The sequence below is a fragment of the Actinoplanes sp. NPDC000266 genome (genome assembly GCF_042899005.1).
Classification (GTDB): Bacteria; Actinomycetota; Actinomycetes; order Mycobacteriales; family Micromonosporaceae; genus Actinoplanes.
Genome location: NZ_JBIAZI010000005.1, coordinates 272,099 through 297,276, shown reverse-complemented (window position 1 = coordinate 297,276; position 25,178 = coordinate 272,099). Strand labels below are relative to the sequence as shown.

The 25,178-nt window shown below is 70.4% G+C and carries 25 protein-coding genes; 5 read left to right on the top strand and 20 right to left on the bottom strand.

The genetic code is table 11. From position 1 onward, the window contains the following. The 3 genes from ACFY36_RS21935 to ACFY36_RS21925 all read right to left on the bottom strand — a co-directional run. Nucleotides 1–185 (bottom strand): roadblock/LC7 domain-containing protein (locus ACFY36_RS21935; RefSeq protein ID WP_499747816.1); only part of this gene is annotated, 185 nt, incomplete at its 3' end. Further along, nucleotides 182–3,916: a sensor histidine kinase gene (locus tag ACFY36_RS21930; RefSeq protein WP_499747815.1), complete on the bottom strand. Its 3,735-nt coding sequence runs from the start codon at nt 3,914–3,916 to the stop codon at nt 182–184. The genes ACFY36_RS21930 and ACFY36_RS21935, both read right to left, overlap by 4 nt. 402 nt (nt 3,917–4,318) lie before the next feature. Then, nucleotides 4,319–5,404: an adenosine deaminase gene (locus tag ACFY36_RS21925; protein ID WP_499747814.1), complete on the bottom strand. Its 1,086-nt coding sequence runs from the start codon at nt 5,402–5,404 to the stop codon at nt 4,319–4,321. Nucleotides 5,405–5,430: 26 nt separating this feature from the next. On the opposite strand from ACFY36_RS21925, the gene ACFY36_RS21920 reads away from it, so the two are divergent. Then, complete coding sequence (locus ACFY36_RS21920) at nt 5,431–6,249, top strand: putative RNA methyltransferase (RefSeq protein WP_499747813.1); 819 nt, start codon at nt 5,431–5,433, stop codon at nt 6,247–6,249. On the opposite strand, the gene ACFY36_RS21915 is transcribed toward ACFY36_RS21920, so the two are convergent. From ACFY36_RS21915 to ACFY36_RS21865, 11 genes are all read right to left on the bottom strand, one after another. Next, nucleotides 6,204–6,884 (bottom strand): DUF4272 domain-containing protein, encoded by a 681-nt coding sequence (locus ACFY36_RS21915; RefSeq protein WP_499747812.1) that lies wholly within the window; start codon nt 6,882–6,884, stop codon nt 6,204–6,206. The genes ACFY36_RS21920 and ACFY36_RS21915 overlap by 46 nt on opposite strands. Nucleotides 6,885–6,890: 6 nt before the next feature. Next, nucleotides 6,891–8,168 (bottom strand): thymidine phosphorylase, encoded by a 1,278-nt coding sequence (locus ACFY36_RS21910; protein ID WP_499747811.1) that lies wholly within the window; start codon nt 8,166–8,168, stop codon nt 6,891–6,893. Beyond that, on the bottom strand, nt 8,161–8,886 hold the full coding sequence (locus ACFY36_RS21905) for a cytidine deaminase (RefSeq protein WP_499747810.1): 726 nt from the start codon (nt 8,884–8,886) through the stop codon (nt 8,161–8,163). Before ACFY36_RS21905 ends, ACFY36_RS21910 begins: the two co-directional genes overlap by 8 nt. A 55-nt stretch (nt 8,887–8,941) precedes the next feature. Continuing rightward, nucleotides 8,942–9,151, bottom strand: a complete 210-nt coding sequence (locus tag ACFY36_RS21900) for a hypothetical protein (RefSeq protein WP_499747809.1) — start codon at nt 9,149–9,151, stop codon at nt 8,942–8,944. After that, complete coding sequence (locus tag ACFY36_RS21895) at nt 9,148–9,618, bottom strand: hypothetical protein (protein WP_499747808.1); 471 nt, start codon at nt 9,616–9,618, stop codon at nt 9,148–9,150. The genes ACFY36_RS21900 and ACFY36_RS21895 overlap by 4 nt, the downstream gene beginning before the upstream one ends. Nucleotides 9,619–9,624: 6 nt before the next feature. Further along, nucleotides 9,625–10,893 carry an ABC transporter permease gene (locus ACFY36_RS21890; RefSeq protein ID WP_499747807.1) on the bottom strand — a complete coding sequence of 423 codons (1,269 nt, stop codon included), beginning with the start codon at nt 10,891–10,893 and terminating at the stop codon, nt 9,625–9,627. 5 nt (nt 10,894–10,898) lie between these two features. Continuing rightward, the gene (locus ACFY36_RS21885) at nt 10,899–12,158 is read right to left on the bottom strand and encodes an ABC transporter permease (protein ID WP_499747806.1); all 1,260 of its coding nucleotides are present in this window, start codon (nt 12,156–12,158) and stop codon (nt 10,899–10,901) included. After that, a complete protein-coding gene (locus ACFY36_RS21880) occupies nt 12,155–13,672 on the bottom strand; it encodes an ABC transporter ATP-binding protein (RefSeq protein ID WP_499747805.1) in 1,518 nt (505 codons plus the stop codon). Before ACFY36_RS21880 ends, ACFY36_RS21885 begins: the two co-directional genes overlap by 4 nt. Before the next feature lie 117 nt (nt 13,673–13,789). Further along, nucleotides 13,790–14,884 (bottom strand): BMP family lipoprotein, encoded by a 1,095-nt coding sequence (locus tag ACFY36_RS21875; RefSeq protein ID WP_499747804.1) that lies wholly within the window; start codon nt 14,882–14,884, stop codon nt 13,790–13,792. A 195-nt stretch (nt 14,885–15,079) separates the two neighbouring features. Then, nucleotides 15,080–15,340: an SCO4848 family membrane protein gene (locus ACFY36_RS21870; RefSeq protein WP_498655532.1), complete on the bottom strand. Its 261-nt coding sequence runs from the start codon at nt 15,338–15,340 to the stop codon at nt 15,080–15,082. A 27-nt stretch (nt 15,341–15,367) separates the two neighbouring features. Next, nucleotides 15,368–16,381 carry a hypothetical protein gene (locus ACFY36_RS21865; RefSeq protein ID WP_499747803.1) on the bottom strand — a complete coding sequence of 338 codons (1,014 nt, stop codon included), beginning with the start codon at nt 16,379–16,381 and terminating at the stop codon, nt 15,368–15,370. Nucleotides 16,382–16,481: 100 nt separating this feature from the next. Here ACFY36_RS21865 and ACFY36_RS21860 point away from each other — a divergent pair, with 100 nt between their 5' ends. Then, nucleotides 16,482–17,066 (top strand): TetR/AcrR family transcriptional regulator, encoded by a 585-nt coding sequence (locus tag ACFY36_RS21860; protein ID WP_499747802.1) that lies wholly within the window; start codon nt 16,482–16,484, stop codon nt 17,064–17,066. Here the strand turns inward: ACFY36_RS21860 and ACFY36_RS21855 are convergent. From ACFY36_RS21855 to trpS, 4 genes are read right to left on the bottom strand one after another with little or no spacing between them, the layout of a single operon-like run. Beyond that, entirely contained in the window at nt 17,056–17,448 is a 393-nt protein-coding gene (locus tag ACFY36_RS21855; RefSeq protein WP_499747801.1) for a hypothetical protein, read from the bottom strand. The genes ACFY36_RS21860 and ACFY36_RS21855 overlap by 11 nt on opposite strands. Nucleotides 17,449–17,455: 7 nt before the next feature. Further along, a complete protein-coding gene (locus ACFY36_RS21850) occupies nt 17,456–18,367 on the bottom strand; it encodes a YihY/virulence factor BrkB family protein (RefSeq protein ID WP_499747800.1) in 912 nt (303 codons plus the stop codon). A 21-nt stretch (nt 18,368–18,388) separates the two neighbouring features. Then, nucleotides 18,389–18,928 carry a 2'-5' RNA ligase family protein gene (locus ACFY36_RS21845; protein WP_499747799.1) on the bottom strand — a complete coding sequence of 180 codons (540 nt, stop codon included), beginning with the start codon at nt 18,926–18,928 and terminating at the stop codon, nt 18,389–18,391. A 41-nt stretch (nt 18,929–18,969) separates the two neighbouring features. Next, a complete protein-coding gene (gene trpS / locus ACFY36_RS21840) occupies nt 18,970–19,992 on the bottom strand; it encodes a tryptophan--tRNA ligase (RefSeq protein ID WP_499747798.1) in 1,023 nt (340 codons plus the stop codon). Between the two features lie 138 nt (nt 19,993–20,130). On the opposite strand from trpS, the gene galE reads away from it, so the two are divergent. Genes galE through ACFY36_RS21825 form a run of 3 tightly spaced genes read left to right on the top strand, consistent with a single transcriptional unit; the run spans nt 20,131 to nt 22,494 of the window. Further along, the gene (gene galE / locus ACFY36_RS21835) at nt 20,131–21,105 is read left to right on the top strand and encodes a UDP-glucose 4-epimerase GalE (RefSeq protein WP_499747797.1); all 975 of its coding nucleotides are present in this window, start codon (nt 20,131–20,133) and stop codon (nt 21,103–21,105) included. Then, entirely contained in the window at nt 21,102–22,250 is a 1,149-nt protein-coding gene (galK, locus tag ACFY36_RS21830; RefSeq protein WP_499747796.1) for a galactokinase, read from the top strand. Before galE ends, galK begins: the two co-directional genes overlap by 4 nt. A gap of 40 nt (nt 22,251–22,290) precedes the next feature. Then, nucleotides 22,291–22,494, top strand: a complete 204-nt coding sequence (locus ACFY36_RS21825) for a hypothetical protein (RefSeq protein WP_203768406.1) — start codon at nt 22,291–22,293, stop codon at nt 22,492–22,494. Here ACFY36_RS21825 and ACFY36_RS21820 read toward each other — a convergent pair. Both ACFY36_RS21820 and ACFY36_RS21815 read right to left on the bottom strand, forming a co-directional pair. Further along, entirely contained in the window at nt 22,491–23,477 is a 987-nt protein-coding gene (locus ACFY36_RS21820; protein WP_499747795.1) for a glycoside hydrolase family 43 protein, read from the bottom strand. The two genes, ACFY36_RS21825 and ACFY36_RS21820, sit on opposite strands and share 4 nt — an antisense overlap. Then, on the bottom strand, nt 23,474–25,177 hold the full coding sequence (locus ACFY36_RS21815) for a family 43 glycosylhydrolase (protein WP_499747794.1): 1,704 nt from the start codon (nt 25,175–25,177) through the stop codon (nt 23,474–23,476). The genes ACFY36_RS21820 and ACFY36_RS21815 overlap by 4 nt, the downstream gene beginning before the upstream one ends. Between the last annotated feature and the right edge of the window lies 1 nt (nt 25,178).

Here is a 25,178-nt window from a genome sequence, read left to right as displayed (position 1 = left end):
GCGCCCTGGGTGAGGCTCACAAGGCCGGAGGCGATTGCCGCCAGCTGATCGGCGCGGTCCCGCGGAAGGTCCCGCGAGGCCGCCAGGAGCAGACCGTCAGCGGAGACCGCGATCGCATGTGCGACTCCGGGAACGCGGTCGGCGAAGTTGGCCAGCAGCCAACCGAGATCCTGCGTAGATGTCATGCCTCATGCTCCTTGCCAGCCTGCGAGGACTGCTGCCCTCCCGGAGTCTCCTCCGGGTTGGTCGAATCTTTGGTGCGACCGCGCTGCACACCGCGGTGGTACGCGGACAGGAGTCCGCGAACACCCTCGGGCGTACGGCGCTGAGCGGGGTCACTGCCCCGGTCGACACCACCGGGAACGAGCTGTGCCATCGGCGTCCGCTTGGGCAGACCCGCGGTGGTCGTGGTGTCCACCCGAGTCTCCGCCGCCGCCTGCGCGGCCTGCCAGCCCTCGTCGGCCGCGGTGCGCCACGGGTTCGTGGCGACGCTGCCGTTGGGGCCGCTGGTCGAGCCGGCGCCGTTGGAGGCACCGACACCAACAGTAGCGGGGGTTTGGTCGCGCGACTCGGGCGAGACCGCCTGCTGCGGCACACCGAGCGTACGCGCCGGCTCCCCGGTGGGGATCCGCTGCGAGGTCACCGGCTCGTCGATGCCGTTCGAGGACGGTTTCGACGGCTCGGCCGGCCGGGCCGTGGTGAACCAGGCCGACTCGAGCTCCCGGAAGATCGGCAGCTCCATCGTCTCGTCGGCGAACTGGCCCTGGCCGTTGTCACGCTGCCGGGCCGCGGCCTGCGCCGCGGCGATCTGCGCGGCCGCGGTGGCCTGAGCCTCGGCGGCCTGCGTGGCGGCCAGCTCGTGCGCGGCCCGGGCCGCCGCGGCGGCCCGCTGGGACTCGCCCTGGTCGGCCGCGCCGGAGACCGGGGTGGCCGAGACGGGCGTGCCCGAGACGGGGTTGGCCGGCGGGGCGGACGACGGGATCGGCGCGGTCTGCGGGTTCGTCGGGCGCTCGACCTGAGGCTCGCTCCGCTGCTCCGGACGGTACCGGGGAAGCTCGGCGGTCATGTCGAGGGCCGCGGCGAGGCTCTCCGGCACGTGCGGCGTGTGACCCTGGTCGCGGTCGGAGGCGACCGGCGGCCACGCGGGCGGTGAGGCCGGAGCGGCCGAGACCGGGTCGCTGGACGGCGGGGTGGATACCGGCGGGCCACCGTACGGCGGCGCGGACGGCACCGGCGGGGCCGACACGGGCGGCACCGGAGGAGCCGAGACCGGCGGGACGAACGGGTTGCGTCCCTGGGTCTCCGGGTTGGCCGGAAGCTGGCGCGGGATGGTGGCGCCGAAGCCGTTGGCGTCGCCGCCGGGCTGGAAGCCGTCACCGTTGCGCCGCTGCGGCAGCCCGTCCGGGCCGGCGAAGCCCTGCGGCCCGTCGAAGCCCCGCGGAGCGTCGAAGCCCTGCGTTCCGTTCTGGCCGCCGCCGTTCAGGCCGGCGCCGTCGAAGCCGCCGCCGTCGAAGCCACCACCGTTGAAGCCGCCGCCGTTGAAGCTCTGCGGGCCGTCGAAGCCCTGAGGCTGACCGGACGGGCCGGCGGGCAGCGGCGGGATCGGCTCGTTGCTGCGGGGGCCGTAGAAGCCACCACTGCCGTTGCTGCCGTTGGCGCCGCCGCCGTTGAGCGAGCCGTTGGAGGAGCCGAAACCGTTGGCGCCGTTGGACGGTGTGCCGGTCAGGTCGGACCAGGCCGGCGCCGAACGCCCGTTGGTGCCGAGCATGCCGCCGTTGTTCATCGGCGGGTTCGGGTCGAACGGGCGGCCGGTCGGATATCCGCCGTGCCCGCTCTCGAGGGCCAGCGGCTCGGACATGCCCTGGCGGCCCTGCTGGTCGTAGCCGGCGCCGACGGCCTGCATGCGGCCGGCGGTCGCGGGCTGCGAGCCACCGGTCAGGACCGAGAGCGGCAGGCCGACCTCGGCCACCGTGCCCCGGTCGGTGTCGGCCGGGCGCAGCTCGACCTTGACGGCGTGGCGGTTGGCCAGCCGGGCGACCACGACCAGGCCCATCATGCGGGAGACGGCCACGTCCACCGTCGGCGGGTTGGCGAGCCGCTCGTTGAGGTCGCGGAGCTGCTCACGGCTGATGCCGATGCCGCGGTCCTCGACCGTCAGGATCGAGCCCTCGCCCAGGCGCCGGGCCTCGACGATGACCGTCGAGTTGGGCGGGGAGAACGCGGTCGCGTTGTCGAAGAGCTCGGCGACCAGGTGGACCATGTCGTTGACGGCGTGCGCCGCCACCTCGATGTCCCGGTCGATCATGCCGAACTCGATGCGGGTGTAGTGCTCCACCTCGGACTGAGCGGCGCGGAGCACGTCGATCAGGGCGGCCGGCTCGCGCTGCACGCGGGTCGAGTCGGCGCCCGCGAGAACCAGGAGGTTCTCGTCGTTACGCCGCATTCGGGTGGCGAGGTGGTCGAGCTGGAACAGCTCGGCCAGCCGATCGGGGTCCTCCTCGCCGCGCTCCAGCCGGTCGAGGTGACCGATGAGCCGGTCGACCAGGATCTGGGAACGGCGGGCGAGGTTGACGAACATCGTCGCGACCGAGGCCCGCAGGGCGGCCTGCTCGGCCGCGGTGCGCACCGCCTCGAGGTGAACCGCGTTGAACGCCTCGGTCACCTGGCCGAACTCGTCGCGGCTGCGCACCGGCAGCGGCTCGGCGATCTGGTCGGCCACCTGGGCCGGGGTGAGCGACGTGGAGAGCTGCGGGTCACGCAGCCGGCTCACCGCGTGGGGCAGGCCGAACTGGGCGACCGACAGGGCGCCCTGGCGCAGCTCACGCAGCGAGCGGGCCATCGACCGGGCGACCAGCCAGGCGAACAGGATGGCCAGCAGCAGCATGCCGAGCAGGATGCTGGTCTCGATGAAGACCCGCCGGTTCACGTCGTTGCGCAGGTCGGTGGCCTCGGTGACGATCTGGGCGTCCATCGTCTGCTCGATGCCCCGGAACTCCTGCCCGTAGGCCGCCATCGCGGCGTCCCAGTTCGGGGAGTTGAAGGGGAGGATCTTGGTGTTGGCGCCCTGCAACGCGGTCAGCTGGGTGGTGTAGTTCAGGGCCGCCCGGCCGGCCTCGGTGTCGAAGATGCGGTCGAACGCGTCGATCTCACCCTGCGTGCCCACCGACCGCAGCGTCTCGCCGGCGAGCTGGAAGCCCGTGTCGGGGACGAGGTAGTCACGGCGCAGCGGGTTGGTCAGCTCGCGCGCGCCGACGATCTCCTGTCCGACGTCACGCTGCTGCGCGACGTATTCCTTGGCGCGGGCCACGGCGGCCACGGCGCGAAGGTGGTCACCGAGGGTCGTGTCGTTCGACAGCTGGGCCGACACGTCGCGCACGGCGAGCAGGTCGTCGATCAGCCGGTCGTACGTCTCCTCGGTGAGGTCCGTCGTGCCGGAGTTCTGGTTCGCGATCTGGCTGCGCTTGGAAGGCAGATCTTCGAGGTTGCGGTCGAGCCGCAGGAGCAGCGTGGCGACCTTGTCGGGCACGTCGTCGAGCGAGGCCTTCTGCTGCGAATAGGGCACCTTGGCCGCATCGACCTTGGCGTACTCGGCGTTGTACGCCTTGAGAGCATTGGCCTTGATCGGCGCGCTCATACCCTTGGTGTTGAGGATGATGCCGTAAGCACGTTCGTTCTGCAGGTGGTCGACGAGACCACCGGCCGCTTCCGACAGCACCGCTAGGTTGCGCGCGCGCTCCGCGTTGCTGGCTTCCTCGATGTGGTCGACCAGGCCGCTGACGCCGACGATGATCGTCGCCAGGGTGGGTACCAACATGATCAAGCCGAGCTTCGACCAAATCGGCAGATCTCTAAGCCGATCGGCCGGCCGACGGAGACGCGACATGACGCCGGTCGCCGTCTCGGGGCGCTTGCTCACGTCACCGTCCTCCTGATTCGGGCCCGGCACTCGGCTTGCCGGGCGCCGCACACGGCCGACTGCCGCGTCGGGCCCCCGAGATTCCATCACGACGAGTGTCAAAGAGAAAGGGCCATTGAACACGGACCGGTTGTGTGACGCGATGTCGGCGCGTTGGAACCGGGCTGTCTCACTGGCTGTATAGGGGTGCGTTCCTCAGAGTCACTCGTGTCGATCGACGAGTCGCGGGGGTGACGCTCGTCGAACGCGCCCGATCGTAGTGGATCGCGGCAGGAGGAACGATGGCGCGGTCCGACCCGATCGGCAAGGTGAGATGCCCGATTTCGCAATGTTTGTAGGGACCATTCTGACCGAACGGATGAGTGTCACCGCCGAACCGGCAAGGACGTTTGCCGAACGGAGTCAGCTGATCAACTTTGCGTAACCGGGCTTGATCACGTCATTGATGATGGCCAACCGCTCGTCGTACGGGATGAAGGCCGACTTCATCGCGTTGATCGTCAGCCACTGCAGCTCGGCCCAGCCCCAGCCGAAGGCCTCCGACAGCAGCGCCATCTCACGCGACATCGACGTGCCGCTCATCAACCGGTTGTCCGTGTTGACCGTGACCCGGAACCGCAGATCGTGCAGGAGGCCGATCGGGTGCTCGGCGATCGACGGGGCGGCGCCGGTCTGCACGTTCGACGACGGGCACAGCTCGAGCGGGATCCGCTTGTCGCGAACATAGGCGGCCAGCCGGCCGAGAACCGTCTCGCCACCCTCCGGCGTACCCGTGATGTCATCGACCAGGCGCACACCGTGACCGAGACGGTCGGCGCCGCACCACTGGATGGCCTGCCAGATCGACGGCAGGCCGAAGGCCTCGCCGGCGTGGATGGTGAAATGGAAGTTCTCGCGCTGGAGGTATTCGAACGCGTCCAGGTGACGGGTGGGCGGGAAACCGGCCTCGGCCCCGGCGATGTCGAAACCGACCACGCCGCTGTCCCGATAGCGCACCGACAGCTCGGCGATCTCCTGGGAGCGGGCGGCGTGGCGCATCGCCGTCAGCAGCACGCCGACCCGGATCGGGGTGCCCAGCCCGGCCGCCTCGGCCATGCCCTCGGTGAAGCCGGCGTTCACCGCGTCGACCACCTCGTCGAGCGTCAGGCCGCGCTCCAGGTGCTGTTCGGGGGCGTACCGCACCTCGGCGTACACCACCCCGTCGGCCGCCAGGTCGAGAGCGCACTCCTTGGCGACCCGGAAAAGACCCTCCTCGGTCTGCATCACCGCGACCGTGTGGGCGAACGTCTCCAGGTAGCGTTCCAGCGAGCCCGAGTCGGCGGCCGCGACGAACCAGTCGGCCAGCGCGGCCGGATCGGTCGTCGGCAGCTCGTGACCCACCGCCCCGGCCAGTTCGACGATGGTCGAGGGGCGCAGACCACCGTCGAGGTGGTCGTGCAGCAGCGCCTTGGGCGCCGGAACGATGTCGGAGTAAGCGATGGCGGCCATCAGCCGAGCCTAGAGGCAGGAGACGAATGATCGACGGCGCATTGCCGTACCTGCGGTGCCCGGTTTGCCGCCAGGGTCTGCGGCGCGACGACAGGCGGCTGCTCTGCCCCCTCGGGCACAGCTTCGACATGGCCAGGCAGGGGTACGCCGATCTCACCGCCGGGCGCATGCCGCATGTGGGCGACACCGCGGAGATGGTGGCCGACCGCTCGTCCTTCCTGGCGGCCGGACACTACGACTTCATCGCGGACGCCCTCGAGGCGAAGGACGGCCTGGTCGTCGACGCCGGCACGGGCACCGGCTTCTACCTCGCCCGGGTCCTGGAGAAGGCGCCGGAGGCCACCGGTCTCGGCCTGGACGTGTCCAAGCCGGCCCTGCGGCGGGCGTCCCGGGCCCATCCCCGCGCCGCGGCCGTGCTGGCCGACCTCTGGCGTCCGCTGCCGATCGCCGACGGCGCCGCCGCGATGATCCTGAACGTGTTCGCGCCCCGCAACGGCGCCGAGTACCGCCGGATCCTGCGCCCCGGCGGGGTGCTCGTCGTCGTCACCCCGGCCGCCGACCACCTGGCCGAGCTGATGGGGGGACTGATCCGGGTCGACCCGGACAAGGCCGAACGGGTGAGCGACGCCCTCGGCGGCCACTTCACCGCCGGGACGGCGACGACGGAGCGCCGCACGCTGCGCCTGAGCGCGGCCGAGGCCCGTACCCTCATCGGAATGACCCCCGCCGCCCGTCACGTGCCCACCGAGGCCCTGCCCAGCGGCGAGGTCACCGTCACGGCGGCGGTGGAGATCACCACCTACACCGAGAGGTCGACCTCTTCCCACTCGGCCGGTTTGTCGTGATAGGGGCCGTGGAAGACCACGGCCCACTCCAGCGCCCAGCGCCGCTGCCCGATCGCGTTGGCGTCGATCTCGCCGGGCAGCGGCAGGCCGGTCTGCTCACACTCCTGGAACGCCCAGTCGAGGCAGTAGTAGAGATCGAGCAGGACGGCCGCCTCGATCGGGTCGCGGGGTGACATCAGCGACCGCGAACGCCAGCTGTTGAAACTCTCACCAGCCGGCAGATCCGGCATCTGCGACATGAACCGGCCCTCCGGGGGCGCGGTCGGGTCGAGGTGACGGGCCAGCCCGAGCAGCCAGGCGAGGGCGAACACCGCGTCGTGGTGAAGCACGAACGAACGGTGATCGCCCTTGGCCCCGATCACGAACTGCCACTCGGGCGGTGTGACGAAATCGACCAGGTGCGAGCCGAGCAGCCAGCTCATGGCGGCCTCGGTCGGCATGCCGAAGCAGCGGGCGACCACCACGTGCAGCACCGCCGTCCGGGCCTCGATCTCGGCCGTCGGTCTCAGCTCGATGGCGTCGCCCGCCTCCCACACCAGGGGGAACCCCGCCGGGGGCTGCGGCAGGCCGAGCCGCCGCAGCTCGTCGAGGCTGGCCTCGCGAACGGCGTGCGGATCGGGGGCGGCCTTCGTCATGGTGCGTCAGGCTATGCGGTCGAGCACCAGCTTTGTAGGGGTGGGGCGCTCCGGTCCGACGGTGACCGCCGCGGCGGCCTCGGCACGGGCGGCCGGGATGCGCGACGGGTCGTCCGCGCGAAGCTCCAGGAGCACGTCCCCCGTCCGTACGGAATCGCCGGGCCTGACCTTGAGCTGAATGCCGGCGCCGAAGCTCACCGGGTCTTCCTTGCGGGCGCGACCGGCGCCGAGGCGCCAGGCCGAGATGCCGATGCCGTACGCGTCGACGCCGGTCACCACCCCGTCGGCCTCGGCCCGCAGCACCTCGGTCTCGCGCGCGACCGGCAGCGGGGCGTCCGGGTCGCCGCCCTGAGCGCTGATCATCGCCCGCCACGAGTCCATGGCCGCGCCCGAGGCGAGCACCTTCTCCGGATCGGCGTCCACCCCGGCCGCCGCCAGCATCTCGCGGGCCAGGGCCAGGGTCAGCTCGACCACGTCGGCCGGGCCGCCGCCGGCCAGCACCTCGACCGACTCGGCCACCTCGTTCGCGTTGCCGACGGCCAGGCCGAGCGGCGTGCTCATGTCGGTGAGCAGGGCGACCGTGTTCACGCCGCTGTCCCGGCCGAGCCGCACCATGGTGCTCGCCAGCTCGCGGGCGGTCGTCAGGTCCTTCATGAAGGCGCCGGAGCCGACCTTGACGTCCAGCACCAGCGCGCCGGTCCCCTCGGCGATCTTCTTGCTCATGATCGAGCTGGCGATCAGCGGGATCGCCTCGACCGTGCCGGTGACGTCGCGCAGCGCGTACAGCTTGCGGTCGGCCGGGGCCAGGCCCTCGCCCGCCGCGCAGATGACCGCGCCGATCTCCTGGAGCTGGGACTTGAACTCGTCGTTGCCCAGCTTGGCCCGCCAGCCCGCGATCGACTCGAGCTTGTCCAGCGTGCCGCCGGTGTGCCCGAGACCGCGCCCGGACAGCTGCGGCACGGCCACGCCGCACGCGGCGACCAGCGGGGTCAACGGCAGCGTGATCTTGTCGCCGACTCCGCCGGTGGAGTGCTTGTCGGCGGTCGGCCGGGTCACCGAGGAGAGGTCCAGCCGCTCCCCGCTGGCGATCATCGCGGCGGTCCAGCGGGCGATCTCGGCCGGGGTCATGCCCCGCAGCAGGATCGCCATGGCCAGGGCCGACATCTGCTCGTCGGCGACAACACCCTTGGTGTACGCGTCCACGACCCAGTCGATCTGGGCGTCGCTCAGCGCGTGCCCGTCCCGCTTGGCCCGGATGACGTCGACGGCGGCGAACTCACTCATCGATGGAACCTCCCGTCCACTTGGAGGGAATGCCCTCCGGCGCGTCGCCCTCGCCGGCCCAGGCCAGCCCGCCCTCGGCGTCCACGACGACGATCCGGGGCGTACGGGCCTGGCCCCAGCCCACGGCCTCGGCGGTGGTGGCGAAGTTCGGGCCTTCCTCGAGGACGCCCTTGTCGGCGTCGCTCTCGGCCGAGGAGCCGCCCGAGCGCTCCCAGTACGCGGTCCAGACGGTGGCGCCCCCGGACAGGTCCGGATGCACGAAGACGGTGCCGCGGCCACGCCACTTGGCCAGCTCGGCCGGCACCTCGGGACCGCTCATGGCGCCGTTGACCCGCTCCAGGTCCTCCGGCCCGAAGGCGTGCGGCAGCAGCTCGGTCATCCGGATCGGCCCGGTGTGCCACTCGACCAGCAGCTCCGGCCCGCCGTGCTCCCACAGCAGCTGACGGCAGCGCCCGCACGGCATCAGCGGGTTGCCGGTCGCGTCCACGCAGGAGAACGCCACCAGGCGTCCCCCGCCGCTCGCGTGCAGCTGGCTGACCAGACCGCACTCGGCACACAGCCCCACGCCGTACGACGCGTTCTCCACGTTGCACCCGACGACCACCCGGCCGTCGTCCACGAGCGCCGCCGCCCCGACCGGAAAGTCGGAGTAGGGCGCATAGGCGTGCCGCATGGCCTCGGTAGCGGCGGCACGCAGCCCAACCCAGTCGATCTCCATGCTGCTGATTGTGCCTGACGCCCCCGCACAGACCGCCGTCCCCAGCCCGGATCAGCTATTCCGTCGCCTTGGGATGCCGCGTCCCCGCATAAGTCCGATAGACCTTCTTGCCCACCAGATCGACGAGGTACCAGACCCGGCCACCCGCCGTCACCTCGTACTGCCACTGAGTAAGAACGACGCCGCGGTGGGCGGCTATTGAGAGCAAGCCCTTGAGCTGATGATGACGGGTGGTGGGCGAGGACGGCGCGGGATTCGCCCTCAAGGTTCGCCATATCTCCAAGGCGTTCGCCGGGGCCCGGGCGCATAGGTCGATCCAGCCTCTATCGCGTCGGTAAGGAGCCGGGTCACCGGCGCGAGGGCGTCCAGGTCTTCTACCGCGCGCAGCGCATCGATGAACTCAATCACGAAGGTGTGCCTGTCATCTGCGGGAAGAAACCGCGACCAAGGAAAGACCTCGGGAAGCAGGTCCAGCAGGGCGTCGGCCTGGCCGTTCAGCACGATGGCGCGGAACAGGCGGAGGGTGGTGGAGACGACCGCGTGGTCTTGCTCGTAGCGGTCAGCTGTGGTTACGACGAGATCGACGTCGTCCCGGCGGCGCAGTCGGATCGCATGCGCGTGTGAGCCTGTCAACGGCTGAAGAGTCGCCTTGGGTTTGTTGATGAGATCGGAGAACAGGGCCTCGGAGACCGGCATGCCCTGCAAATACTTTGAAGCATGCCGGTCGTCCACTGCCTTTTAACTCTTTACGTACGGGACGCCATCGGCGGCGGGGGCCCTCACCCGGCCGACAAGGCCGGCCACCGCGATGATGGTGGCGATGTACGGGAGCATGTTGAGGAACTGGTTGGGCACCGGGCTGCCGACCGCGCTCAGATAGTTCGCCAGCTTCTGGGCGAAGCCGAAGAACAGGGCCGCGCCCAGGGCGCCGAACGGCGTCCAGCGGCCGAAGATCAGGGCGGCCAGGGCGATGAAGCCCGCGCCCGCCGTCATGTTCTTGTTGAAGGCGCTGGTCGACACCAGCGTGAAGTACGCGCCGCCGATGCCGGCCACCACGCCGCCCAGCAGGACGTTCATGTAGCGCAGGCCGCGGACCCGGATGCCGACCGTGTCGGCCGCCGTCGGGTGCTCGCCGACCGCCCTCGTGCGCAGGCCCCAACGGGTGCGCTTGAGCGCGAAGTGGATGACGAAGACCAGGATCAGGGCGATCCAGACCAGCAGGTTCGTGTCGAACAGGACCGGGCCGACCACCGGGATGTCGGCCAGGCCCGGGACCTTCCACTCGGGCAGGCGCGGCGGCGAGTTGTACTTCAGCGCGTCGGGCTGCATCAGCCGCTCGTAGAGGAAGCCGGTGACGCCGAGCGCGAACAGGTTGAGCACGATGCCGACCACGACCTGGTCGACCAGGAAGCGGATGGCCAGCCAGGCCAGCATGGCGGCGATGATGACGCCGCCCACGATGGCGCTGACCAGGCCGGCCCACACGCTGGTGGCCAGGGTGCCGACCAGGGCCGCGCCGAACGCGCCCATCAGGAACTGGCCCTCGATGGCCACGTTGACCACGCCGGAGCGCTCGCACAGCACGCCGGCCAGGGCGCCCAGGATCAGCGGCAGGGCCAGCTCGAGCGAGCCGCTGACCGTGTCGACCAGCGGCAGGAACTTGCCGGCGACCTGCCAGCACAGGAACGACAGGACGAACGTGACGATGCCCAGGCCGAGCAGCCACGTCTGCCAGCGCTTGGCCACGCCGGCCAGCAGGGCGGCGCCGGCCGCGATCGTGACGACGCCGAACAGGATGGCGCCGAACTGGCCGTTGATCGACAGGGCGGCGCCCTCGGCGTCCTCGCTGAGGGTGAACTTGGCGGTCTTCGACTCGGCGAGCGAGCCGAAGAGGGCCGCCGCGATCAGGCCGATGACCACCAGGGCGACGCCGAGGCGGCGCTGCCTGGTCCAGAACTTCTCGGGCGCGGTGACCTCGGTCAGGTCTTCCACGGTCGTGGTGGACATGTGGCTCACCAGCCCTTCGCCATCGAGGCGCCGAGCCGTGCGGTACGGGCGGCGCGGAGCTGGAAGATCGCCTTCACCAGGGCCGGCGCGGCGATGAAGATGACGATCAGGGCCTGGAGCACGGTGACCAGCTCGAGCGAGATGCCCGCGTCGACCTGCATCAGGTTGCCGCCGGCGCGCAGGGCGCCGTACAGGATGGCGGCGAGCAGCGTGCCCCACGGTTTGTTGCGGCCGAGCAGGGCGACCAGCAGGCCGTCGAAGCCGATGTTGCCGGCCACCTGTGCGGTCAGCTTGTCGGCGGTGCCGAGCACCTGCACCGCGCCGCCGAGGCCGGCCAGACCACCGGCCAGGACCATGAGCATCGTGTACGTCCGGGCGACGCTCATGCCGGCGGTCTTGGCGGCCGGCGGGTTGACGCCGACCGCGCGCAGTTCGAATCCGAACGGCGACTTGTTGAGCAGCCAGGCCACGACCGCCGTGGCGACGACGGCCAGCACAATGCCCAGGTGCACCCGCAGCGGCGAGGGCAGGGCGGGCAGCTGGGCCGACGACTCGATGGTCTTGCTGATCGCGTCGGTGCGGTCGGGGTCGCGGACGCCGTTCTGCAGGATCAGCCAGCTCAGGAACAGCGTGGCGATGTAGTTGAGCATGATCGTGGTGATCACCTCGTGGGCGCCGGTGCGGGCCTTGAGCAGGCCGGGCAGGAAGCCCCAGAGGGCGCCGCCGAGGAAGCCGGCGAGCAGCGCCACGAGCAGGTGCAGGCCGACCGGCAGGCCGACCGCGAAGCCGACCACGCCGCCGGTGACGCAGCCGATGACCGCCTGGCCCTGGCCGCCGATGTTGAACAGGCCGCCCCGGAAGGCGATCGCGACCGACAGGCCGGTGAAGACCAGCGGCGCCGCGTACGTCAGCGTCTCGGAGATCGGGCCGAACGCGGCCTGCCAGGTGCCGGTGCCGTCGAACCAGGCCTGGAACGCGGCCGGGTCGAAGATCGCGCCCTTGAACAGGTCGGCGTAGGCCTGGCTGATCAGGTCCCAGCTCGCGTTCAGGGCGTCGCTGGGCCGGGAGGTGAAGTATTCGAAGTAGGAGAGGACCTGCGAGTCGGAGACCACGATCAGGACGGCGCCGATGACCAGGGCCAGGAAGATCGACAGGAACGTGACCGTGACCGTGTTGGCCGACCAGAGGTTCTGCAGGAAGAGCGAGATGAACGTCTCCCTCTTCTCCTCCTCCTTCTTCTCAGGAGGTGCTACTTCGGTGGTCACTGGCCGTCCTCTTCTTCCTGAGTGCCCGTGATACCGGCCATCAGCAGGCCGATCTCCTCACGCGGGGTATCCGGCGGCACGATGGCGAGGACCCGGCCGCGGTACATGACCGCGATCCGGTCGGCCAGGCCGACCACCTCGTCGAGCTCGCTGGAGACCACGAGCACGGCGGTGCCGTTGTCCCGCTCGTGGATGATCTGTTTATGGATGAACTCGATCGAGCCGACGTCCACGCCGCGGGTCGGCTGGGCGGCGATGAACAGCCGCAGCGGCCGGGACATCTCGCGGGCCACGACGACCTTCTGCTGGTTGCCGCCGGAGAGGTTGCCGACCGCCGACTGCGGTGACGAGACCCGGATGTCGAACTGCTCGACCCGCTCGGCCGCGTTGACCGCGATGGCCTTCGGGTTGAGCTTGAAGGCGCTGCCGTACGGCTCGCGGTCGTACATGTCGAGAACGAGGTTTTCCGCCACGGTGAAGTCTTTGACCACGCCGTCGAGGCTGCGGTCCTCGGGCACGTAGCCGACGCCGGAACGCAGCACCTGCTTGGTGCTCCGGCCGATGAGCGACTCGTCCTCGAGGTGGATGGCGCCGGCCCGCGCCGGGCGCAGGCCCATGATCGCCTCGACCAGCTCGGTCTGCCCGTTGCCCTGCACGCCCGCGATGCCGAGCACCTCGCCGGCCCGGACGGTCAGGTCGACGCCGTCGACGGCGCGGACGCCGCGGTCGTCGTCGACGATCAGGCCGGCGACCTTGAGCACCTCGCCCCGCGGCTGGGCCGGCTCCTTGGTCACTTCGAGGCTGACGTCGCGGCCGACCATCAGGGCGGCCAGCTCGTCCTCGGAGGTGTCGGGGGTGGCGGTTCCCACCGTGCGGCCGCGGCGGATGACCGTGATCCGGTCGGCGATGGCCTTGACCTCGCGCAGCTTGTGGGTGATGAAGACGATCGACTTGCCGCTCTCGGCCAGCGAGCGCATCACGGCCAGCAGCTCGTCGGTCTCCTGCGGAGTGAGCACCGCCGTCGGCTCGTCGAGGATCAGCAGATCGACGTCGCGGGTCAGCGCCTTGACGATCTCGACGCGCTGCTGCGCGCCGACCGGCAGGTTTTCCACCAGGGCGTCCGGGTCGACCGGCAGGCCGTACTTGCGGGAGGTCTCCAGCACGTCCTTGCGGCTGCGGCGGCGGTCGAGGAAGCCGAGCGGGCCGCCGCGCACCTCCTCGGCGCCGAGCGCGATGTTCTCGGCCACGGTGAAGACCGGCACGAGCATGAAGTGCTGGTGGACCATGCCGATGCCGGCGGCGATGGCGTCGCGGGGGCTGCGGAAGACCTTCTTCTCGCCGTCGACCAGGATCTCGCCCTCGTCCGGCTGGAGCAGGCCGTACAGCTGGTTCATCAGCGTCGACTTGCCGGCGCCGTTCTCACCGAGCAGGGCATGGACCTCGCCCGGCTCGACGGTGATGTCGATGTGGTCGTTGGCCACCAGGTCGCCGAAGCGCTTGGTGATGCCGCGCAATTCGAGTCTCAGCGGAATCTCCTGACGCTCGGCTCAAGACATATACACAGGTGAAGCCGCCGCAAGCCGCGAGAGAAACTCGCGACCGGCGGCGGCGTGATGTTACCTAGCGCGACGTCACTTCGGCGCGTTGGTCGACTCGACCTTGACCTTGCCCGAGACGATGTCGGCCTTCAGCGTGTCCACCTCGGTCTTGAGGGTGGCGTCGACCTTGCTGTCGAAGTTGTTGTACGGCGCCAGCGAGACACCGTTGTTCTCCAGCGTGCCCAGGTAGCCCGGGGTGGCCGCGAGCGGCTGGCCGGTGGCGCCCGAGACGACGGCCTTCTCGACCGCGTCGGTGATGTTCTTGACCACGGTGGTCAGGAAGACGTCGCAGAACTGCGCGGCGCTCTTGCAGCCGTCCTGGTCGACCCAGACGATCGAGACCTTGCCGGCCGAGCCCTGCGCCACCTCGGCCGCGCCGAGGCCGGTGCCGCCGGCGACCGGCAGGATCACGTCGGCGCCCTGGGCGACGAACGTGTTGGCCAGCGCCTTGCCCTTGGCCGGGCTGGCGAAGTCGTCGGTGAACGAGCCCGTCTGCTTGGCCTTGTCCCAGCCCAGGACCTGGACGTTGGCCTTCTTCTGCTCGTTGTAGTACTTCACGCCGTCGACGAAGCCGTCCATGAAGATGGCGACGGTCGGCAGCTTCATGCCGCCGAAGGTCGCGACCTTCTTGGTCTTCGAGTAGCCCGCGGCGAGGTAGCCCGCGAGGAACGCGGCCTCGTCGGTGGCGAACTGCATCGGGTAGACGTTGCTGGCCCCGTCGACCACACCGTCCACGATGCCGAACTGCGAGCTGGCGTTCTCGGCCGCGATCTTCTTGGTCGCGTCGATCATCAGGCCGCCCACGGCGAGCGTGAAGTTGCACTTCTGCGTGACGAAGCCGCGCAGGTTGGGCTCGTAGTCGGCCTCGGCCGACGAAGCCACGTACTTCGGGTCGACGTTGCTGGCCTGCGTCTTCGCGGCCTGGAGGCCGGCCCACGCGGACGCGTTGAACGACTTGTCGTCGATGCCGCCGGTGTCGGTGACCATGCAGGCCTTGTATGCGGCGGCAGCGCTCGAGCCGCTGCCGGCGGGGGTGTCGTCAGGGGCGTCACCACAGGCCGCGGCAGCGAGCGTCAGCCCACCTGCCGCGAGAATCGCAACGATCCGGTTCCCACGTACTGGGCGCAAGACGCCCTCCTTCCAACGCACACCGACACATGTCGGTGAGTCTTCAACGCGGGAGCGTAGCCGCAGGCCAGGGCGGCGGAGGTAGTTTGGTCCGGACTGTTGGCGCACCGTTATCTGCCCGCAATCGCAGGGCACACTGGCCGTCGCTTAGATCCGATACTGCGGCAAATTCCCGGCCCGGGTCGTAACAAGCACTTAATCTTTCGGCGCACCGGCCGCGACAGCGGACAACTTGCGGGAAGTCCGCCATGCCCGAATTCCGAGGACGCCGACGGCCGTGCCGACCGCCAGCGAAGTGACGATCAACACGGCGTGGACGATCAGGAAGGACGTCGGCCGCCCGTCGGCGAAGGAGCGGTCGTCCTGCCAGATCGCCAGGCCGAACCGGGGCCAGATCACCCAGGTCCACACCCCGACCGCCGTCAGGAAGACCGCCCATCGCCGCGAGATCACCATGCGCCCACTATCGCAGCGGGCCCGCGCTCACCTCGCCGGGACCAGCTCGGGTGAGGTCGCGGTCTCCTCGACGGCCTCCGCCCCGGCCGTCCCGAGCCGCTTGCGGCCGATCAACACCAGGACCAGACCCCCGATGGCGTACGCCGTGAGCACCGCGACCGGGAAGCTCGCGCCGTGGCCGTCGAAGTAGGAGGCCGAGCGCAGCAACGACCCGCCGGCGCCGATCGGCAGCCACTGCCCGACGGCGCCCCAGGGCTGGGGCAGCAGTTCGGGCGCCGCCGAGATGCCGGAGATCGCGTTGCCGACCAGGAAGAACGTGAGCGCGCCGAGGCCGATGCCGGGCTCGCCGAGCAGCGCCGCCAGACCGGCCACGGCGGCCGACATACCGAGCGCGAACAGCCCGAGCGCCCCGGCCACGGCCAGGTAGTCACCCGGCACGATGCCGAGCCAGAACTGCTGGACGGCGGCGGCACCGAGACCGGCCAGGGCGCCGTAGGCGAGCAGGCCGACCACCCGGGCCGTGCGGTGCTTGAGCAGCAGGAAGACCATGATGCCGGCGATCATGCTGGTGATCGCGAGCGGCAGGAAGGCGGCCCCGAACCCGGCCCCACGCGGGTCGTCGACATCAAGCGGCACGACATCCTTGACGACAGCCCCACCGGCACCGGCCGCGGTGGAACCGGCGGGCTGGGCGCCGAGTGCGGCCGCGGCCTGACTCAGGAGGGTCGCCACGGTGGGCGAGGCGCCCGAGGCGACGTGCACCTCCGGGCCGGCCGCGGTGACGATCACCGCGCCGTAGACGTCGCGGTCCTTGATGGCGGCGTCGGCCGCGGCGGCGTCAGCCACCGTCGTGATCTCGAAGGCGCCGGGGTGGCCGGACTCGAGCTGGGCCGCGATGGCGGGCGGGCCGGCCACCGCGATCGGCAGGTCGCGCGGGGCCAGGTTGGCCGCGGGCGCGGCGAAGAGCGGGACGAGCAGGGCTTGGACGGCGACCACCGCGACCGCGATGAGCACGCCGAGGGTGATGGCGTTGCGTCGCATCTCTGTCTCCTAAAACGAACACTCATTCTATTTGCCTTCACAGGGTGCTCCCAGAAACAAGATCGTGTCAAGAATGAGCGTTCGTTTTATACTGTGGGACGTGCCACGCGTATCGGAAGAACACCTCAACGCGCGCCGGCGGCAGATCCTCGAGGCCGCCCGCGCCTGCTTCGTGACCAAAGGGCTGCACAACACGTCGATGCAGGACCTGATCAAGGAGGCCGGGCTCTCGGTCGGCGCGGTCTACCGCTACTTCAAGTCCAAGGACGAGATCATCGCCGCCATCGCCGAGACGGTCACCGGCGACATCCTCCAGCGGATCAACGCCGTGGCCGACCGGCGGCTGACACTGGCCGAGTCGATGGAGGCGATCCTGGAGGTCATCGAGGTCCAGATGCTGCCGGGCGGCCACCTGCCGATCGCGCTCCAGGTCTGGGCCGAGGCCTCCATCGACCCGGCCATCGCCGGCATCGCCCACGACCGCTACACGACGCTGCGCAAGGCCTTCCAGGTGCTGGTCGAGAACGCGGTGGAGAGCGGCGAGCTGCCCCCGGGCACCGACGTCGAGGGCGTGACCAGCGCGTACTACTCGCTCGTGCCGGGATACGCCCTGCAACGGCTGCTCACCGGCGGGCCAGACAAGGAGACCTACATGCGCGGGATCCGGGAGCTGTTCAACCGGTAGGGACGGACAGCCGGGCCGCTATCCGTGACCATCCCTCGCGCACCTCGGCCTCGGTGGGCGGGCGGCCCGGGCGTACCCGCCGGGTCTCGTACTCCTCCTGGTCCTGCTCCTCGGGAGGCGCCTCGGCCACGGCCCGGGCCAGCGCGATCTCCTCCCGGATGGCCTCGGCGTCGGGACGGGGCAGCAGCGGCTCCACCACGGCCAGCAGGTCCTCGTCGGCCACGACGGCCTGGGCCAGGGCGAGCGCGTGCGCGCGTTCGTACGGCCCGCAGACCACGGGTTCCCAGTCCTCCTCGTCGCCGAGCGCGCCGATGGTGATGACCCAGGGAAGGTCGGCCACCGGCGATCCGGCGGGCAGGTCGAGCGTCACGAGAGTGCCCACGGGCACATCATTCCGGGCGGCTGTGCCGAATCCAGGTATTTTGCCCCACGGGAGCACTTTTATCGTCAGCTGACAGGTCGATCACGCGGCCGTGCGGGCTGGTCGCCGCCCAGGCCGCCCCGAAGAGCAGCAGCTGATTGAAGACGTACAGGTAGACCAGCACGCCGACGGCCGAGCCGACGAGTCCGTAGGCCGGGTTGCGCTGCACCAGGCCGACGAAGGACTTGCCCACCGTGTTGAGCAATGTCACACCGATGCCGACTTGCACGACCGGCGGAGCCATCCGCCGCACCGTCATCCGCAGCCTCGGCACCGCGGCCAGCAGAGCCGCCGCGAGCAACATGTTGACCGCCACGGTGAGTATCCAGCTCACCGTGGACTGCACGATGCCGTCGGCCATCCAGGCCAGCAGCTTCTCCAGGCCGTAGACGGCGAGCTGGCTCAGCGCGAGCAGCGCCAGGATGCCGAGCAGCACCAGCAGGTCGAGCGCCTGCCGCACCCCGATGTAGCCGGGCTGCTCGTTGAGGCGCCAGATCAGCCGCTGCGACGAGCGGATCGCCTCGACCCAGGCGATGCCGGTGAAGGTCAGGCCGATGATGCCCACGATGCCGACCGTCTTGCCGCTGGCCAGGATGGCCGGCACGTCGAGGAAGGGCAGATTCTGCCGGAGGAAGTCGCTGACGACCTCGAACAGCTCCTTGTTGTTGTCGAGCAGGATGCCGAAGATCGAATAGCCGATCAGGAGCAGCGCGAAGACCGCGAAGAAGCCGTAGTACGCGATGGCCGCGGCCAGCCGCCCACCCTGCGCCTCCCAGAAACGCAGCAGGGCCCGGCTGAGGTGATCGAAATATTTCGAGCGCCGGCGCAACCGGAGAATCTGCATCTCCGCGGTGTCGTACGCCCGATCGATCGGATTCACGCGCTGAAGGTAGCGGAAAAACTAGGTGCCCAACGGGTAGTCGCGGCGGCGTTTCCACGGGCCTTCGCCGCCGTGCGAGAACAGCGTGAAGGCCGGCACCGGAAACTTCGCCGAGAATCCGGCCAGATCGTCGAACGCCGCGTCCAGCGCCTCGGCCGGCACGTCCTGAGCGATCGTCACGTGCGGGTGATAGGGGAACCGGGAATCGCGGTTGACCTCGTCGGACGACGTGATCGCCTCGGCCAGCAGCTCGCATTCGCTGATGCCGACGGCCAGCGTCACGAAGACCACCTCGGTGATCGGCCGGAACGTGCCGGTGCCGCGCAGGTGGATGGTGAACGGCGGCTGGGCCGCCGCCACCTTCTCCAGATGGCGCTCGATCGACGGCAGCGCCTCGGTGCGCACCTCGGTCGGCCCCAGCAGCGTCACGTGGGCCGGGGTGTACGCCGCCTGCGGATCGCCCGCCTCGGCCCGGCGGCGAGTCAGCTGCTCGCCCCAGGGCTCGGGGATGTCGATCGCGACGCCGATCTTGGTAAAGAGGGGAGCCTTCAGTCCGGTCAAGGGCGGCGGCGGGGTGGTTGGATGGGGGTCCGACACAGCGGTCAGATCTCGCGTGCCGGGGCCAGGAAACCGATGTTCTTGTACGCCTCGGCGAGCGTCACCGACGCGACCGAGCGGGCCTTCTCAGCGCCGATCGCGAGCACCTTGTCGAGATATCCGGGGTCGTCGAGATAGGCCCTGGTGCGCTCCTGGATCGGCTTGACGAACTCGACCACGATCTCGGCCAGGTCCTTCTTGAGGTCGCCGTAACCGCGTCCCTCGTACTGCTCGAGCAGTTCGTCTATGGTCCGCGCGGTGAGCGCGGCGTAGATGGTGAGCAGGTTGCTGACGCCCGGCTTGTTCTCCTCGTCGTAGAGGATCTCGCGCCCGGTGTCGGTGACCGCCGACTTGATCTTCTTGGCCGAGCGGGCCGGGTCTTCCAGCAGCTCGATGATGCCGTTGGGCGAGGAGGCCGACTTCGACATCTTGGCCGTCGGGTCCTGGAGGTCGGTGATCTTCGCGGTGTCCTTGACGATGTACGCCGAGGGGACCGTGAACGTCTTGCCGAAGCGGGAGTTGTACCGCTGGGCCAGGTCGCGGGTCAGCTCGAGGTGCTGCCGCTGGTCCTCGCCCACCGGCACCTGGTCGGCCTGGTAGAGCAGGATGTCGGCCGCCTGGAGGATCGGATAGGTGAACAGGCCGACGGTGGTGGTGTCGGCGGCCTTGGCCGACTTGTCCTTGAACTGGACCATCCGGCCGGCCTCGCCGAAGCCGGTGATGCAGCTGAGCACCCAGCCGAGCTGCGCGTGCTCGGGCACGTGGGACTGGATGAAGAGCGTGCAGCGCTCCGGGTCGAGCCCGACGGCGAGCAGCTGCGCGGCCGAGATGCGGCTGCGGGCTCGCAGGGCGGCCGGGTCGTGGCCCATCGTGATCGCGTGCAGGTCGACGACGCAGTAGTACGCGTCGTGGGTCTCCTGCATCGCCACCCAGTTGCGCACCGCGCCGAGGTAGTTGCCGAGGTGGAACGAGTCGGCGGTCGGCTGAATGCCGGAAAGCACGCGCGGGCGACGGGCGAGATCGGACATGGGCCCATTGTGTCAGCCCGCAAGGCCGGACCGCGAACACCCCGGTGGCACCCGCCGCATGTTCGAACCTGTTGACTTTTGAGCGAAAGTGATGGAACGTAGGCTTGACTGACAAGCCCAGCTAAGGGGAACCACACCGTGAAACTGCTCGTCACCGGGGGTGCCGGCTACGTAGGCAGCATCACCAGCCGCCTGCTGCTCGACGCCGGCCACGAGGTAGTGGTCCTGGACAGTCTGGTCCGGGGCTTCCGTGAGGCCGTCGCGCCCGACGCCACCTTCGTCCAGGCCGACATCGCCGACGCCGCACAGGTGCTGACCCCCGAGGCCGGCTTCGACGCGGTGCTGCACTTCGCCGGGCTCATCCAGGCCGGCGAGTCGATGAGCAAGCCCGAGCTGTACTGGCACGACAACGTGGTGAAGTCGCTGGCCCTGCTCGACGCGATCCGCGCCGCCCGGGTGCCGCGGGTCATCTTCTCCTCCACCGCCGCCGTCTACGGCAACCCGGTCGAGCTGCCGATCACCGAGAACGCGGCCAAGGCCCCCACGAACACGTACGGCGCCACCAAGCTGGCGTTCGACTACGCGCTCACCTCGGAGACGTTCGCGCACAACCTCGCCGCGGTCTCGCTGCGCTACTTCAACGTCGCCGGAGCCTACATCCGCGACGGCCACGAGATCGGCGAACGTCACGACCCCGAGACCCACCTGATCCCGATCACGCTCCAGGCCGCGGCCGGCAAGCGCGACAAGCTCCAGCTGTTCGGCGACGACTACCCGACGCCCGACGGCACCTGCGTGCGCGACTACATCCACGTGGAAGATCTGGCCCGGGCCCACCTGCTGGCGCTGGACGCCGCCACCCCGGGCGAGCACCGCATCTACAACCTGGGCAACGGCACCGGCTTCTCCAACCGCCAGATCGTCGAGGCGGCCCGCGAGGTCACCGGGGCCGAGCTGCCGGTCGAGATCGCCCCGCGCCGCGAGGGCGACCCGGCCACCCTGGTCGCCTCGTCGGCCCGCGCCCGCGAGGACCTGGGCTGGGTCCCGGAGAAGAACACGCTCCAGGACATGATCGGCGACGCGTGGACCTTCTACCGAAAGCATGTGCTGTGAGTGTCATCAACGACGCCGTAGAGGCGTACCGCAAGCAGTTCGGCGCCGAGCCCGAAGGTCTCTGGGCCGCTCCCGGCCGGGTCAACCTGATCGGCGAGCACACCGACTACAACGACGGCTTCGTGCTGCCGTTCGCCCTGCCGCAGCGCACCGTGGCCGCGGCCAGCCTGGCTCCGGCCGGCGAGTGGACCGTCTGCTCCACCTTCACCGACGAGGCCGTCACCTTCGGGCTGACCCAGCCCGGCGAGGTCACCGGCTGGGCCGCCTACGTGGCCGGCGTCGTCTGGGCCCTGGCCGAGGACGGCCACGAGGTGCCCGGCGCGACCATCGCGCTCGCCTCCGAGGTGCCGCTCGGCTCCGGCCTGTCGTCGTCGGCCGCCCTCGAGTCGGCCGTGCTGACCGCGCTGATCGACCTGGGCGGCCTCGAGGTTCCGCTCGACCGGCGCCCGTCGATCGCCCAGCGGGCGGAGAACGTCTACGTGGGCGCGCCGACCGGCATCATGGACCAGTCGGCGTCGATCCGCTGTCAGGAGGGCAAGGCCCTCTTCCTGGACTGCCGCTCGTTCGAGGTCGACCAGATCCCGTTCGACCTGGCCGCCGAGGGCCTGGCCATCCTGGTCATCAACAGCAACGCCCCGCACCAGCACGTCGACGGCGAATACGGCGCTCGCCGCAAGTCGTGCGAGGAGGCGGCCGCCATCCTGGGCGTCCCCGCGCTGCGCGACGTCTCGGTGGCCGAGCTCGACGGCGCGCTGTCCCGCCTCGACGACGACGTGATGCGCCGCCGGGTGCGCCACATCGTCACCGAGGACCAGCGGGTGCTCGACACGGTCGCCCTGCTGCGCGAGGGCCGCGTCCGCGAGATCGGCCCGGTGCTCACGGCCGGCCACGCCTCGATGCGTGACGACTTCGAGATCACCGTGGCCCAGGTCGACGTCGCGGTCGAGGCCGCGATCGCGGCCGGCGCCCTCGGAGCCCGGATGACCGGCGGCGGCTTCGGTGGCTGCGTCCTGGCCCTCATCGAGGCCGGCAAGGCCGATGTGACCACCGGGGCGGTCGAGGCGGCGTACGCCGAAAGGGGTTTCAAGGCACCCACGTGCTGGACCGTCACGGCCGGTCCGGGCGCGACCGCCGTCACCGCCTAGCAACGCTTCAGGTCATGCCCCCGCGGGTATGCGCAGGGGCATGACCACTCCACGGGAAACAGAGCAGGACGAGCCCAACGAGTTCGGCTTCGCCGGGGACGGCACCGCGCCGCAGCCCGAGCGGGAGCCCGCCGAGGGCTACGGCGAGAGCATCGCCGTTCCGGCCGGTGACCTGACCGGCTCGATCGTCGAGGCGATCGAGGAAGTGGCGGAGGGCCGCCACCACCACAAGGACGAGTCCTAAGGAACCGGCTGCGCCTCGGCCGTCGGCCCCTTGACCACCGGGCGCCCGTCGATCCAGTCGACCCGGTCGAGCCAGAGCTGCCGGCCGGGCGCGACGCTGCCCACCGCGCCGTCCGGCCAGGCGTGGTAGAGCATCCAGGTCGCACCGCCGGGCAGGGTGACGAGGAAGCCGTGTCCGGGACCGGCCGCGGCGGCCGACGACCGCAGGATCGGGTTCTCCGCCGCCTTGCGGCACGGGCCCAGCGGAGTGTCACAGGTGGCGTAGCCCAAGGCGTACGCGTCGGCGTCGAACGCGTTCGCCGAGTAGAAGAGATAGAGCTTCCCGTCGTGCCGCACCATCTGCGGCGCCTCGATGACGTGCGCCTCCCAGTCGGCGTCGTTGCGCAGCAACCGGGTCCGCTCCCCCACGATCCTGGCGCCGGAGGCATCGAGCCGGGCGCCGTACAGATACGTCGGCTGCCCGATCGCGTTGCCGTCGTTCTTCCAGTAGAGCCAGCGGCCGCCGGACTCGTCGAGATAGGGGCTGGCGTCGATCGAGCCGCCCTCCCCGGCCTGGCAGACCAGCGGCTCGTCCGCGTCGTCGGCGAACGGGCCGCCCGGCGCGGACGCGACGGCGACACCCACGCACTGGACGTTCGTCCCGGTCGAGCGGGCCGTGTAATAGAGCAGATAGGTGCCGTCCGGCCCCTCGATCACCTCGGGCGCCCAGGTGTGCCCCTTCGACGCCCACTTGCCGACCTGCGGCAGCGCGTCGCCCGCGGCGGTCCAGTGCACGAGGTCGGCCGAGGTCAGGACGGGCACGTTCTCGGTCGCGTTGTTGGTTCCGTACGCGTACCAGGTTCCGTCGACGAGAAGCGCGCCCGGATCGGGGAAGTTCTGGTCGAACACGGGATTGATGAAGGTGTCCACTTTGTCCTCGGGGGTGGGCGCCGTGGTGGTGCAGCCCGCGAGCAGCGCCACCACGGCGATCGTCAACCATCTCACCAGCGGTAGAACCGGAGGTAGTCGAACGAGGCGGTGACCGCCGGCTCGGCGCCGCCGTGCGCGATCAGCCCGACGCGGGGCGCGCTGCCGGCGGGCAGGGTCCACACCCCGCCCCACGTCCAGCGCTTGCCGTCACGGCTGACGCCGGCCCGGTACTCGTGCTCGCCGTTGACCGGATCGACCCGGTGGGCCAGGCGCAGCCACGTGGTCTCCAGTCCGGGGGTGCCGGCGATCGTGCCTCCGTAGGACAGCGCGCCGGCGTACGGCATCTCCTTGCCGAACTCGACCTGCCGGGTGTTCCAGATCGCCACCGTGCTGAGCCGGGCGAAAAGATCGTCGTTCGCGTACGCGATGAGGCCGCCCTGCTGGTAGTTGCGCACCGTGTCCTCGCCGAGCGGAAGCGTCAGCTTCGTCTCGGCGATCCACCGGCCGGGCGGCGGGTCACGCAGCAGGACCCCGGCGTTGTTGGACGTGCCGGTCAGGTCGGCGCCCTGCACCGGCCAGCGCAGCGCTCCCCCGGCGGTGGTCACGGCCGGGTCCGGTCGTACGAAGTCCCAGCCGGCCCCGAGCGAGCCGAACTCGTCCGAGTACGCGGGCAGGAGACGGCCCGGCGACGGCGTGACGGCGGTCCCGCTCGGCCCGTCCGAGGCCCAGGCCCCGCGGTTGACCGTGGGCCAGCCGCCGATCCAGTCGAGACGGTCGAGCAGCATCGGGCGCTCGTTGACGCCGAACGGCTCGTCGAGATAGGGGTCGTCGCGGTCGATCGCGTGATAGACCAACCAGTCCCGGCCGGAACGATCGGTGACGAGTCCGTTGTGGCCGGTGCCGACCCAGCGGTTGCCGTTCGGCGCGATGACCGGGGTGCCGCCGGCCCGGGAGACGTCGAGCCGCAGCCCGTCGCGGTCGGTGAACGGGCCGAGCGGGCTGCGCGAGCGCCCCACCGAGACGGAATATCCGGTGGTCGGGCCGGCGCAGCAGTTGGCCGAGGAGGCGAACAGGTAGTACCAGCCGTCACGCCGGACGACGTACGCGCCCTCGAACTTGTTGTCGATCGCGACCCGCGTCGGCGTGCCGGTGATCCGCAGGCCGTCGGCGGTGAGCTCGCTGACCCAGATGCCGCCGAAGTAGCTGCCGTAGTACAGGTATTTGCGGCCGTCGGGCGTGGTGAGCTGGGACGGGTCGAACGTCCACCACCAGCCGCCGTCCGGGGCCGCGCGCGGCGGCACGGCCGGCTCGGGTGCGAAGGTCCACGGGCCGGTCGGCTTGGGCGCGGTGGCCACGCCGATGGCCGAGGCGCCGGGCGCGGTGGTCGTCTCGGTGACGGTCACGTACATGACCCAGCGGTTGCCGATCTTGCGGACGTCGGGCGCCCAGAAGGAGGCGCCGGCCGCCGCGTACGGCGGCAGTTCGTCGCCGAAGGCGTCGCCGGCATAGGCCCAGCGGGTGAGATCCGCCGAGCGCGCGATCGGGATGCGATGGGGCGTGCGCTCGCCCTCACGCAGCGGGTCCGTCGTCCCGAAGGCGTAATAGAGCCCGTCGTCACCGCGAACGATCACGGGATCGGCGAAGGTGTCGGCGAAGGAGGACGAGACGGGGTTCTGCGGACGGGGCTTTCCGGCCTGGCCGGTGCCGGGTTTTCCGGCGGCCGTCACGGCGGGCAGCAGGAGCAGGGCCGCCGCAGCGGCCAGCAGGCGTCGCATG